Genomic DNA, 13,320 nt, shown 5'->3' with positions numbered 1-13,320 from the left:
CACTCCGGCCGCCGCCATCTCGTCACCTTCCCCCGACCGCCCTCAGCGCCGCTTGCGCGTGCCGAAGATCCCCTCCACCACCCCGGTGAGGATGGACGCCGTCGCCTTCGAGCCGAGCACCTGCTCCAGGATGTTGGGCTGCGGTTTCGAGGTCGTGCGCCGTCCGCGGGAGGTGGGGCCGGTCGATTTCAGCAGCCTGTCGTATTCGGCGTCCGCGGCCTTCTGCGCTTTGGCCTGCGCCGCCGCCGCCTTGTCTGCGGCCTTCTGCGCCTCCACGGCGGCCTTCGCCTGCTCGAGGACGCGCTCCTGCTCCTCGGCGGCCGCGGCAGCCGCATCCAGTTTGCGGGTGAGCATTTCGCGGGCGGAGTCGCGGTCGATGGCCGTGCCGTATTTCGCGAGCAGCGGGGATGCTGCGATGGTCGCGTCGAGCTGCGCCTCCGGAGCGGGCGACATGGAGCCCTGCGGTGCGCGCAGCCGCGTCCACGCGACCGGGGTCGGGGCGCCCTTCTCGCCCATCACCGTGACGATCGCCTCGCCGGTGCCGAGCTGCTGCAGCACCTCGGCGAGGTCGTAGCCCGACTTCGGGTAGGTCGAGACGGTCGCCTTGAGCGCCTTCGCGTCATCCGGTGTGAAGGCGCGCAACTGGTGCTGCACGCGGGACCCGAGCTGCGCGAGCACGTCGGACGGGACGTCCTTCGGGGTCTGGGTGACGAAGAAGATGCCGACGCCCTTCGACCGGATGAGCCGCACGGTCTGCGTGATGGAGGCGAGGAAGTCTTTCGACGCGTCCTTGAACAGCAGGTGCGCCTCGTCGAAGAAGAACACCAGCTTCGGTTTGTCGAGGTCGCCCACCTCCGGCAGGTCGTTGAACAGGTCGGCGAGCAGCCACATCAGGAACGTGGAGAACAGCGCAGGCTTGTCCTGGACGCCGGGAACCTCCAGCAGGCTGACCACGCCGGTGCCGTCGGGGGCGAGCTTCAGGAACTCGGCGGTGTCGATCTCCGGCTCGCCGAAGAACGCGTCTGCGCCCTGGTCGGCGAACGCGATCAGTTCCCGCAGGATCACGCCGACGGTCGCGCTGGACAGCCCGCCCAGGTCTGCGAGCTCCGCTTTGCCGTCCGCGCTGTTGAGGAAGGTGAGGACGGCGCGCAGGTCGCTGAGGTCGAGCAGCGGCAGCCCGGCCTTGTCCGCGTAGTGGAACACGAGCCCGAGACTCGACTCCTGCGTGTCGTTCAACCCGAGCACTTTCGACAGCAGCAGCGGCCCAAACCCGGCGACGGTCGCCCGGATCGGGATGCCCTTGCCCGTGCCGCCGAGCGAGAAGAACTCGGTGGTGGTGGCGCGTGGCGTCCAGTCCTGGCCGATTCCCCTGGTGCGGTCGAGCAGCTTGTCGTTCGGCTCGCCCGCCACGGCGATCCCGGACAGGTCGCCCTTGATGTCGGCCGCGAACACGGGAACCCCGTTCGCCGCCAGCTGCTCGGCGAGCACCTGCAGCGTCTTGGTCTTGCCTGTGCCGGTCGCTCCGGCCACCAGCCCGTGCCTGTTCGTCATCGCCAACGGGATGCGCACGGGCACGTCCGCGCGCGCGTCCCCGTTGACCAGCGCCCCCATCTCGAGCGCGGCGCCCGTGAACGCGTAGCCGGCGCGGACCGCGTCCACCTCGGCGTCGGTGAGCGGGGCGGGGGCGGTGGGGGTTGGCTGGGCGGATGCGGCGGGCGCGGGCGTCTGCGACGCCTCCGCGGGCGCGGCAGGAGCCGATGCGGCGGGCGCGGGCGCGGGCGGCGCCACCTCCGTCGCCGCCGCACTGGCCGCCGTTGCGGCGTCCGAGGCAGCAGCGGCCGTCTGCGACGCCTCCGCGCGCGCCTGCGCCGCCTCCGCCTCCGCCTGCGCGGCCTCGGCCTGCGCCTGCGCGGCGGCCGCCGCATCCTGGGCGCGTTTCAGTGCCTCCGTCGCCTCCGACTGCAGTCGCGCGGCGTTCTCCGCTGCGGCTTTCGCGTCGGCCTGGGCTTTGGCAAGTGCATCGGCGTCACTCATGCGCTCACTCTATGGTCCCCATCTCACGCCCGCACCAATCGAGCCGGGAGTTGTGCACGCGACACGCCGGGCGATGGCGTGCACAACTCCCGGCTCGATCGCTTCGGCGGCAGGGCTGGGCGGGTCACTGCTCCCGGAGGCCCCAGGGCTGGCCGTAGCCGCCCTCCGCGACGGGACGCGCCATCAGTTCGAGGAACGGCGCGGCATCGAATGCCTCCGGCCCGAGCACCCCGGTTCCCGACCACGCGCCGGTCGCGAGCAGCTCCAGCGCGATCACCGGGTTCATCGCCGTCTGCCACACCACGCACTGCGACTCGTACTCCGCCATCGTCCACTCGTTGTCGCTCACGTGGTACAGGTAGACCTCGCGTGGGTTCCCATCCACGCCCGTGCCTTTCACCCACACGCCCGCGCAGGTCTTGCCCGTCATGAGCGGCCCGATCGTGGCGGGGTCCGGCAGGGCGGCGGCGACCACATCCCGCGGCGCCACCTCCACCGGACCGTCCTGGCTGCGCACCCGGATGGGCGTCGTCGAGTCCAGCCCGAGCTGATGCAGCGTGCGCAGGATGCCGATGAACTCCTCCCCCAGCCCGTACTTGAACGTCACCCGCTCCGCGTCGATCCAGCGCGGCATCAGCAGCACTTCCTCGTGCTCAACGTTGACGCACTCGACGGGACCGATCCCTTCCGGGAAATCGAACACCTCCGGCTCGCTGAACGGCGGCGTCGTGAACCAACCGGCGTCCTTCTCGAAGATCACCGGAGGGTTGAGGCACTCCTCGATGGTCGTCCAGATGCTGAACGACGGCGCGAAGATCTCGACGCCGTCGCTGTCGCGCACGACCAGGTTGGCTCCGTCGCGCGTGCCGAGCTCCTCGATGTGGGAGAACAGCGTGTCGGCGGCGTACCGGGCGAACACATCGCTCAGGCCGGGCTCCACGCCCATGCCGACGAGCGCCAGCCGGCCAGCCGACTCCCAGTCTCCGCGCTGCGCGAACTGGTCGTCTCCGAGCTTCACCCCGGTCTTCGCATACGGGTCGGTGGGGTGCGGCTCCGACAGGCTCATCGCCATGTCCAGGTAGTCTGCACCGGCTGCGAGGGCAGCGGCGAAGATTGTCGGCACGAACTTGGGCTCGACCGCGTTCATCACATGGGTGGCGCGATGCTCGGTGGCGACCGCCGCGACCGCATCCGGGTCGGACGCGTCGATGGCGGCGGCGACGAACCGCGACGCCACCTCGTTGCCGTGCCGTCCGCGAATCCAGTCGATGGTCCGCTCCGCCCGGCCGATGTCGTAGTCGCTGACCACGATGGTCTCGAAAAAGGTGCGACGCGCCGCGATCTTCGCGATGGCGTCGCCGACACCGCCGGCGCCCACGAGCAGGATTCTCATGGCGCAACGCTAGCGCGCCGGATGCGGCAGCGGTCAAGGACCTCCCCGAAGAGTGTTCGCGCCGTCCAGCCGACCTCCAGCCGACAAGGAGCCGCATGCCCTTCGAACGGACCCATCTCCGCGCCGGTGGAGTGAGCGTGCTCCTCGATCACCGCGGAGGTCTGCTGCCGTCGATCGTGCACTGGGGCGCCGACCTCGGCGACCTGACCGCTCAGGATGCGCACGCCATCGCCCTCGCGAACGTGGCGCCACAGACGCGCAACATCCCGGATGAGCCTGTCCGGGTCGCCCTGCTGCCCGAGCAACGCACGGGCTGGCTCGGGCGCCCGGGCCTGAGCGGAAGCCGCGACGGAGCGGCGTGGTCGCCGTGGTTGTTCCGGGTGGTGGATGTGGAGGTGGGGGGGGCGGAAACACCGGCCCGACCAGGGACACCGGCGCGACCGAGGCCACTGCAGCGACCGAGGCCACTGCAGCGACCGAGAGCACCACCGCGCTCGACCCCGGCGCCCCGCTGCTCGTCCTCGACGGCGGCGGCGCTGTGCGGTTCAACGCCGACGACGACACCGCCCCCCTGCGGCTGGTGATCGATGTCGAGCTCACCGCATCCGGGGTGTTGCGCGCATCCGCGGCCCTGACCAACTTCGGCGATACGTACCGCCTCGATGACCTCGCGCTCACCTTCCCCGTGCCGGCGCGCGCTCGGGAGTTCCTCGATTTCGCGGGCAGATGGGGGCAAGGATCGCACCCCGGGTGTGGGTGTCCGACTCCATCGACCCGCTGGAGCGGCAGGACATGCACCGCTGGACGCAGCAGCTCCTCCCACTGGAACTGCTCGGCGCCCACATCCACTCCGGTGGCTCCCACACCACACACCGGATGCACGACCTCGGCTTCCGCGCGGGCACCGCGGTCTTCGGCCACCTCGGCATCGAGTGGGATCTGACGGAGGCGAGCGAGGCCGAGCTCGCCGAGCTGGCGGAGTGGATCGCGTTCTACCGCGAGAACCGCGCGCTGCTGCACACCGGCCGGATGGTGCGGATGGATGACATCGACCCGACCTTCCGGGTCAGCGGAGTGGTGGCTGCGGATCGCGCATCCGCGCTGTTCTCGCTCGCGCACCTGGGCCGTTCGGACGCGGCGCCGCTCGGACGGTTCACGCTGCGCGGGCTCGACCCCGACCGCCGCTATCGGGTGCGACCGCTGAGCATCGGGAATCCGTCGCACGGCGTGCAGGTGCCACCGTGGTTCGGGACAGCGGATGCGCGGCTCGCCTCGGACGGCGTGACCCCGCTCTCCCCGAGACTGCCGCACGGCGCTCTCGCGGATGGCGTTGTGCTGAGCGGACGGGTGCTGGAGTCGGCGGGCTTGCAGACACCGATGTCGTATCCGGATCAGGTGTGGCTGGTGTCTGTCACGGCGGTATAGGTTGTCGCAAAACGGAGAGGGCCCGGACTGGTATGTCCGGGCCCTCCCTGTTGTCGGGTCACCGCGCTGGGCGGCTCACCTCACCTCAGCTGACTAGCTGATGCTGGTGCTTCCGTTCTCGTCCTCCGCCTTGCGACGGCGTCCGAACAGGTAGGCGCCGAGCCCGAGCACGAGGCCGGCGATACCCCCACCGACGAGCCAGCCGTTGGTGTCGGAACCGGTGCTGGCGAGCGAGCCGTCACCCTTTGCGTTCGCAGCGCTGCTGCTCGTGCCGGACTGCGAAGCGTTAGCGCCAACGGCAGTTCCACCGTCCGTCGACACATCGGTGTTCGCGTTGGCGTTCGTTCCACCCACCGTCGACGCGTTGGCGTTCGTTCCACCCACCGTCGACGCGTTGGCGTTCGTTCCACCCACCGTCGACGCGTTGGCGTTCGTTTCACCCACCGTCGACGCGTTGGCGTTCGTTCCACCCACCGTCGACGCGTTGGCGTTCGTTCCACCCACCGTCGACGCGTTGGCGTTCGTTTCACCCACCGTCGACGCGTTGGCGTTCGCGTTGTCCTTTGCCGAGGCTGCCACGGATGCGTCGGTGGACGCTGTCGCGGTGGCCGCGGCCTCGGCGGCGGCACTGTTGTCGCTTTCAGCGGCGGCAGACGCTCCGGCGTTCGCCGCAGCTGTGTTGTCGCCGTTGGCCGCTCCAAAGGCAGAACCCTGTGAGGCGGCGTTCGCTGCCGTGCTGGTGTCCGCCGACGCATCCGTGGACGCGGTGGTGTTCGCGGCTGCCTGGGCGGCAGCAGCAGCGGAGATGTCCGCGGCTGCCGATGCCTGGGTGGATGCGTCCGCGTTCGCGGCGGCCACCGAAGCAGCGTTCGCGCTCACATCGGCAGCAGCCGAGGCTGCAGCATTCGCGTTACCCTCCGACGTGGTCGACGCGTTCGAGGACGCCGTCGTGTTCGCAGCCGTCTGAGCAGCAGCTGACGTGCTAGCGTTCGCGGCGGCCGTGGCCGCCGCGTTCGACGTCGACGAGTTGTTCGCATTCGCCGCAACCTGAGCCGAGGCGGCCGAAGCTGCGTTGGCGTTCGTTGTCGCGTCCGTCGACGCATCCGTGGATGCCGTCGCGTTTGCTGCGGACTGAGCAGCAGCGGCGGCCGTGATGTCGGCAGCGGCAGACGCCTGCGTGGTCGCGTCTGCGTTGCCGGCAGCGACAGCAGCTGCGTTCGCCTGGCTGTCGGCGGCAGCGGACGCCGACGCGTTCGCGTTCGCCGTACCCGTAGTGGACGCGTCGGTCGATGCGGTCGCGTTGGCCACAGTCTCGGCAGCAGCTGACGCGTCACCGTTCGCGGCGGCCGAGGTCGCGGCGTTCGCGCCGGTCGTGTTGTCTCCGTTCGCGGCCGCGGTGGCGGCGGCCTGAGCCGACGTCTCCGTGGTTGCATCCGTGGACGCATCCGTCGACGCCGTCGTGTTCGCCGCAGCCTGCGCCGCGGCAGCAGCCGAAACGTCGGTAGCGGCAGACGCCTGCGTGGTCGCATCCGCGTTACCTGCAGCAACCGCAGCAGCGTTCGCCTGGCTGTCCGCAGCCGCAGACGCTGACGCGTTCGCGTTCGCGTTCGCGTTGGCAGCACCCAGGACGGATGCGTCGGTCGACGCGGTCGCGTTCGCCGCAGCCTGCGCAGCAGCAGACGCGTCACCATTGGTCGCAGCAGACGCGGCAGCGTTCGCGTCCGTCGTGTTATCCGCGTTCGACGCAGCCTGAGCCGACGCCTGAGCGGCGGTCTCGGTGGTTGCATCCGTGGACGCATCCGTCGACGCCGTCGTGTTCGCCGCAGCCTGCGCCGCGGCAGCAGCCGAAACGTCCGCAGCAGCAGACGCCTGCGTGGTCGCGTCCGCGTTACCTGCAGCAACCGCGGCAGCGTTCCCCTGGCTGTCCGCGGCAGCAGACGCCGACGCGTTCGCGTTGGCAGCACCCAGGACGGACGCGTCGGTCGACGCGGTCGCGTTCGCCGCGGTCTCAGCAGCCGCAGAAGCGTCACCGTTGGTCGCAGCAGACGCGGCAGCGTTCGCGTCCGTCGTGTTATCCGCGTTCGACGCAGCCTGAGCCGACGCCTGCGCCGCAGTCTCCGTGGTCGCATCCGTGGACGCATCCGTCGAGGCCGTCGTGTTCGCCGCAGCCTGCGCGGCAGCAGCCGCCGAAACGTCCGCAGCAGCAGACGCCGTGGTGGTCGCATCCGCGTTGCCCGCGGCAACCGCGGCAGCGTTGGCCTGGCTGTCTGCGGCGGCCGAAGCAGCAGCGTTCGCGTTACCGGCCGACGTGGCAGACGCATCAGTCGACGCCGTCGCGTTGGCCGCGGTCTCAGCAGCCGCAGAAGCGTCACCGTTGGTCGCAGCAGACGCGGCAGCGTTCGCGTCCGTCGTGTTATCCGCGTTCGACGCAGCCTGAGCCGACGCCTGAGCCGCAGTCTGGGTGGTCGCATCCGTGGACGCGTCGGTCGACGCGGTCGTGTTCGCCGCAGCCTGCGCCGCGGCAGCCGCCGAAACGTCCGCAGCGGCAGACGCCTGCGTGGTCGCGTCCGCGTTACCTGCAGCAACCGCAGCAGCGTTCGCCTGGCTGTCCGCGGCAGCAGACGCCGACGCGTTCGCGTTGGCAGCACCCAGGACGGACGCGTCGGTCGACGCGGTCGCGTTCGCCGCAGTCTCAGCAGCCGCAGAAGCGTCACCGTTGGTCGCAGCAGACGCGGCAGCGTTCGCGTCCGTCGTGTTATCCGCGTTCGACGCAGCCTGAGCCGACGCCTGCGCCGCAGTCTCCGTGGTCGCATCCGTGGACGCATCCGTCGAGGCCGTCGTGTTCGCCGCAGCCTGCGCGGCAGCAGCCGCCGAAACGTCCGCAGCAGCAGACGCCGTGGTGGTCGCATCCGCGTTGCCCGCGGCAACCGCGGCAGCGTTGGCCTGGCTGTCTGCGGCGGCCGAAGCAGCAGCGTTCGCGTTACCGGCCGACGTGGCAGACGCATCAGTCGACGCCGTCGCGTTGGCCGCGGTCTCAGCAGCCGCAGAAGCGTCACCGTTGGTCGCAGCAGACGCGGCAGCGTTCGCGTCCGTCGTGTTATCCGCGTTCGACGCAGCCTGAGCCGACGCCTGCGCCGCAGTCTGGGTGGTCGCATCCGTGGACGCGTCGGTCGACGCGGTCGTGTTCGCCGCAGCCTGCGCCGCAGCAGCCGCCGAAACGTCCGCAGCGGCAGACGCCTGCGTGGTCGCGTCCGCGTTACCTGCAGCAACCGCAGCAGCGTTCGCCTGGCTGTCCGCGGCAGCAGACGCCGACGCGTTCGCGTTGGCAGCACCCAGGACGGACGCGTCGGTCGACGCGGTCGCGTTCGCCGCGGTCTCAGCAGCCGCAGAAGCGTCACCGTTGGTCGCAGCAGACGCGGCAGCGTTCGCGTCCGTCGTGTTATCCGCGTTCGACGCAGCCTGAGCCGACGCCTGCGCCGCAGTCTCCGTGGTCGCATCCGTGGACGCATCCGTCGAGGCCGTCGTGTTCGCCGCAGCCTGCGCCGCAGCAGCCGCCGAAACGTCCGCAGCAGCAGACGCCGTGGTGGTCGCATCCGCGTTGCCCGCGGCAACCGCGGCAGCGTTGGCCTGGCTGTCTGCGGCGGCCGAAGCAGCAGCGTTCGCGTTACCGGCCGACGTGGCAGACGCATCAGTCGACGCGGTCGCGTTCGCAGCAGTCTCGGCAGCAGCTGACGCGTCACCGTTCGCGGCGGCCGAGGTCGCAGCGTTCGATGTCGACGTGTTGTCTCCGTTCGCGGCCGCGGTGGCGGCGGCCTGAGCCGACGTCTCCGTGGTTGCATCCGTGGACGCATCCGTCGACGCGGTCGTGTTCGCCGCAGCCTGCGCCGCAGCAGCAGCCGTAATGTCCGCAGCAGCAGACGCCGTGGTCGTCGCATCCGCGTTACCCGCAGCAACCGCAGCAGCGTTCGCCTGGCTGTCCGCGGCAGCAGACGCCGACGCGTTCGCGTTCGTGTCCGCCGCACCCGTGGTCGACGCATCAGTCGACGCCGATGCGTTCGCCGCAGCCTGCGCAGCAGCAGACGCGTCACCATTGGTCGCAGCCGAGGCGGCAGCGTTCGCGTCCGTCGTGTTGTCCGCGTTCGACGCAGCCTGAGCCGACGCCTGCGCCGCAGTCTCGGTGGTTGCATCCGTGGACGCATCCGTCGACGCCGTCGTGTTCGCCGCAGCCTGCGCCGCGGCAGCAGCCGTAATGTCCGCAGCAGCAGACGCCGTGGTCGTCGCATCCGCGTTACCCGCAGCAACCGCAGCAGCGTTCGCCTGGCTGTCCGCAGCCGCAGACGCCGACGCGTTCGCGTTCGTGTCCGCCGCACCCGTCGTCGACGCATCAGTCGACGCCGATGCGTTCGCCGCAGCCTGCGCAGCAGCAGACGCGTCACCGTTCGCGGCGGCCGAGGTCGCGGCGTTCGCGCCGGTCGTGTTGTCCGCGTTCGCGGCCGCGGTGGCGGCGGCCTGAGCCGACGTCTCCGTGGTTGCATCCGTGGACGCATCCGTCGACGCGGTCGTGTTCGCCGCAGCCTGCGCCGCAGCAGCCGCCGAAACGTCCGCAGCAGCAGACGCCGTGGTCGTCGCATCCGCGTTGCCCGCAGCAACCGCAGCAGCGTTCGCCTGGCTGTCCGCAGCCGCAGACGCCGACGCGTTCGCGTTCGTGTCCGCCGCACCCGTCGTCGACGCATCAGTCGACGCCGATGCGTTCGCCGCAGCCTGCGCAGCAGCAGACGCGTCACCATTGGTCGCAGCCGAGGCGGCAGCGTTCGCGTCCGTCGTGTTGTCCGCGTTCGACGCAGCCTGAGCCGACGCCTGCGCGGCGGTCTCGGTGGTTGCATCCGTGGACGCATCCGTCGACGCCGTCGTGTTCGCCGCAGCCTGCGCCGCAGCAGCCGCCGAAACGTCCGCAGCAGCAGACGCCGTGGTCGTCGCATCCGCGTTACCCGCAGCAACCGCAGCAGCATTCGCCTGGCTGTCCGCAGCCGCAGACGCCGACGCGTTCGCGTTCGTGTCCGCCGCACCCGTCGTCGACGCATCAGTCGACGCCGATGCGTTCGCCGCAGCCTGCGCAGCAGCAGACGCGTCACCGTTCGCGGCGGCCGAGGTCGCGGCGTTCGCGCCGGTCGTGTTGTCCGCGTTCGCGGCCGCGGTGGCGGCGGCCTGAGCCGACGTCTCCGTGGTTGCATCCGTGGACGCATCCGTCGACGCGGTCGTGTTCGCCGCAGCCTGCGCCGCAGCAGCCGCCGAAACGTCCGCAGCAGCAGACGCCGTGGTCGTCGCATCCGCGTTGCCCGCAGCAACCGCAGCAGCGTTCGCCTGGCTGTCCGCAGCCGCAGACGCCGACGCGTTCGCGTTCGTGTCCGCCGCACCCGTCGTCGACGCATCAGTCGACGCCGATGCGTTCGCCGCAGCCTGCGCAGCCGCAGACGCGTCACCATTGGTCGCAGCCGAGGCGGCAGCGTTCGCGTCCGTCGTGTTGTCCGCGTTCGACGCAGCCTGAGCCGACGCCTGCGCGGCGGTCTCGGTGGTTGCATCCGTGGACGCATCCGTCGACGCCGTCGTGTTCGCCGCAGCCTGCGCCGCGGCAGCAGCCGAAATGTCCGCAGCGGCAGACGCCGTGGTCGTCGCATCCGCGTTGCCCGCAGCAACCGCAGCAGCGTTCGCCTGGCTGTCCGCAGCCGCAGACGCCGACGCGTTCGCGTTCGTGTCCGCCGCACCCGTCGTCGACGCATCAGTCGACGCCGATGCGTTCGCCGCAGCCTGCGCAGCCGCAGACGCGTCACCATTGGTCGCAGCCGAGGCGGCAGCGTTCGCGTCCGTCGTGTTGTCCGCGTTCGACGCAGCCTGAGCCGACGCCTGCGCGGCGGTCTCGGTGGTTGCATCCGTGGACGCATCCGTCGACGCCGTCGTGTTCGCCGCAGCCTGCGCCGCGGCAGCCGCCGTAATGTCCGCAGCGGCAGACGCCTGCGTGGTCGCATCCGCGTTACCCGCAGCAACCGCAGCAGCGTTCGCCTGGCTGTCCGCAGCCGCAGACGCCGACGCGTTCGCGTTCGTGTCCGCCGCACCCGTCGTCGACGCATCAGTCGACGCCGATGCGTTCGCCGCAGCCTGCGCAGCCGCAGACGCGTCACCATTGGTCGCAGCCGAGGCGGCAGCGTTCGCGTCCGTCGTGTTGTCCGCGTTCGACGCAGCCTGAGCCGACGCCTGCGCCGCAGTCTCGGTGGTTGCATCCGTGGACGCATCCGTCGACGCCGTCGTGTTCGCCGCAGCCTGCGCCGCGGCAGCAGCCGTAATGTCCGCAGCAGCAGACGCCGTGGTCGTCGCATCCGCGTTGCCCGCAGCAACCGCAGCAGCGTTCGCCTGGCTGTCCGCAGCCGCAGACGCCGACGCGTTCGCGTTCGTGTCCGCCGCACCCGTCGTCGACGCATCAGTCGACGCCGATGCGTTCGCCGCAGCCTGCGCAGCCGCAGACGCGTCACCGTTCGCGGCGGCCGAGGTCGCGGCGTTCGCGCCGGTCGTGTTGTCCGCGTTCGCGGCCGCGGTGGCGGCGGCCTGAGCCGACGTCTCCGTGGTTGCATCCGTGGACGCATCCGTCGACGCGGTCGTGTTCGCCGCAGCCTGCGCCGCAGCAGCCGCCGAAACGTCCGCAGCAGCAGACGCCGTGGTCGTCGCATCCGCGTTGCCCGCAGCAACCGCAGCAGCGTTCGCCTGGCTGTCCGCAGCCGCAGACGCCGACGCGTTCGCGTTCGTGTCCGCCGCACCCGTCGTCGACGCATCAGTCGACGCCGATGCGTTCGCCGCAGCCTGCGCAGCCGCAGACGCGTCACCATTGGTCGCAGCCGAGGCGGCAGCGTTCGCGTCCGTCGTGTTGTCCGCGTTCGACGCAGCCTGAGCCGACGCCTGCGCGGCGGTCTCGGTGGTTGCATCCGTGGACGCATCCGTCGACGCCGTCGTGTTCGCCGCAGCCTGCGCCGCAGCAGCCGCCGAAACGTCCGCAGCAGCAGACGCCGTGGTCGTCGCATCCGCGTTACCCGCAGCAACCGCAGCAGCATTCGCCTGGCTGTCCGCAGCCGCAGACGCCGACGCGTTCGCGTTCGTGTCCGCCGCACCCGTCGTCGACGCATCAGTCGACGCCGATGCGTTCGCCGCAGCCTGCGCAGCCGCAGACGCGTCACCATTGGTCGCAGCAGACGCGGCAGCGTTCGCGTCCGTCGTGTTGTCCGCGTTCGACGCAGCCTGAGCCGACGCCTGCGCGGCGGTCTCGGTGGTTGCATCCGTGGACGCATCCGTCGACGCCGTCGTGTTCGCCGCAGCCTGCGCCGCGGCAGCAGCCGTAATGTCCGCAGCGGCAGACGCCTGCGTGGTCGCATCCGCGTTGCCCGCAGCAACCGCAGCAGCGTTCGCCTGGCTGTCCGCAGCCGCAGACGCCGACGCGTTCGCGTTCGTGTCCGCCGCACCCGTCGTCGACGCATCAGTCGACGCCGATGCGTTCGCCGCAGCCTGCGCAGCCGCAGACGCGTCACCATTGGTCGCAGCCGAGGCGGCAGCGTTCGCGTCCGTCGTGTTGTCCGCGTTCGACGCAGCCTGAGCCGACGCCTGCGCGGCGGTCTCGGTGGTTGCATCCGTGGACGCATCCGTCGACGCCGTCGTGTTCGCCGCAGCCTGCGCCGCGGCAGCAGCCGTAATGTCCGCAGCAGCAGACGCCGTGGTCGTCGCATCCGCGTTACCCGCAGCAACCGCAGCAGCATTCGCCTGGCTGTCCGCAGCCGCAGACGCCGACGCGTTCGCGTTGCCCTGCTCGGCGACCACCTCTGTGGACGCCGCGGAGATGTTGTTCGTGAGGTCCGGGTCGTCCTCGTTCGCGATGAGCGTCGCGTTGTTTGTGACCGTCGTCGACGCGCTCGGAGCCTGCGCTGTGAACTCGACACGGTGCACTGCGTTCGGGGCGAGAACCGGCACGTTGCAGGAGATGTCGCCTGCGTCGAGGAGACAGCCCTCAGGCAGCTGGACGTTTGTGAGTCCAGCGGGCAGGGTGTCTGTGATCACCGAACCAGACGACGTGTCCGTGGCGGAGTTGTTCGTCACCTCGAGCATGTACGTGATCGTCGATCCGGCGGTGACCGTCGCAGGTGCCGACTTCACCAGCTGAAGGTCGGTCGAGAGGTCATCGAGCCCAACGAACGTGGCGTCAGACGCAGCGTTCGACCCGGGGTACATGTATCTCCCGACGAGCGTGAACGTGGGATTGCCTGATCCGGGATTGTCGATCTTCAGCTGTAAAGCGGGTCGACCAGATCCGGTGGCGATGTTCGCGTACATGAAGCCGAGGTTGCCGTTCGGGAAGGTCCAAGCGCCTCCCGAGCCGACCATGACTTCCGGAGCCAGATCTGCCGGGCGGGGGAAGATCGTCGTGGTCATGAGCG

5 protein-coding genes and 1 pseudogene are annotated in these 13,320 nt (G+C 70.5%); 3 read left to right on the top strand and 3 right to left on the bottom strand.

Annotated features, from left to right (window positions below; genetic code table 11):
- Nucleotides 1-42: 42 nt before the first annotated feature.
- Together HF024_RS03945 and HF024_RS03940 are read right to left on the bottom strand one after the other, a co-directional pair.
- A complete protein-coding gene (locus HF024_RS03945; RefSeq protein WP_168688714.1) occupies nucleotides 43-2,034 on the bottom strand; it encodes a helicase HerA-like domain-containing protein in 1,992 nt (663 codons plus the stop codon).
- 124 nt (nucleotides 2,035-2,158) lie between these two features.
- Nucleotides 2,159-3,427, bottom strand: a complete 1,269-nt coding sequence (locus tag HF024_RS03940) for a saccharopine dehydrogenase C-terminal domain-containing protein (RefSeq protein WP_168688713.1) — start codon at nucleotides 3,425-3,427, stop codon at nucleotides 2,159-2,161.
- 95 nt (nucleotides 3,428-3,522) lie between these two features.
- On the opposite strand from HF024_RS03940, the gene HF024_RS19755 reads away from it, so the two are divergent.
- The 3 genes and pseudogenes from HF024_RS19755 (at nucleotide 3,523) to HF024_RS19750 (ending at nucleotide 4,852) form a co-directional block, all read left to right on the top strand.
- Nucleotides 3,523-4,011, top strand: coding sequence for a hypothetical protein (locus HF024_RS19755; RefSeq protein WP_168688226.1), 489 nt, complete (start codon nucleotides 3,523-3,525; stop codon nucleotides 4,009-4,011).
- Nucleotides 3,966-4,112: pseudogene (locus HF024_RS20020) on the top strand (hypothetical protein); the annotation flags it as partial. The gene HF024_RS19755 and the pseudogene HF024_RS20020, both read left to right, overlap by 46 nt.
- Nucleotides 4,113-4,177: 65 nt before the next feature.
- Nucleotides 4,178-4,852, top strand: a complete 675-nt coding sequence (locus HF024_RS19750; RefSeq protein ID WP_247597291.1) for an alpha-galactosidase — start codon at nucleotides 4,178-4,180, stop codon at nucleotides 4,850-4,852.
- 93 nt (nucleotides 4,853-4,945) lie between these two features.
- On the opposite strand, the gene HF024_RS03925 is transcribed toward HF024_RS19750, so the two are convergent.
- A complete protein-coding gene (locus HF024_RS03925; protein WP_168688711.1) occupies nucleotides 4,946-13,315 on the bottom strand; it encodes an LPXTG cell wall anchor domain-containing protein in 8,370 nt (2,789 codons plus the stop codon).
- Nucleotides 13,316-13,320 lie beyond the last annotated feature (5 nt).

This window comes from Leifsonia sp. PS1209, assembly GCF_012317045.1.
GTDB lineage: Bacteria > Actinomycetota > Actinomycetes > Actinomycetales > Microbacteriaceae > Leifsonia.
The sequence above is the reverse complement of the archived record's forward strand: the minus strand, read 5'-3'. Positions and strand labels throughout refer to the sequence as shown.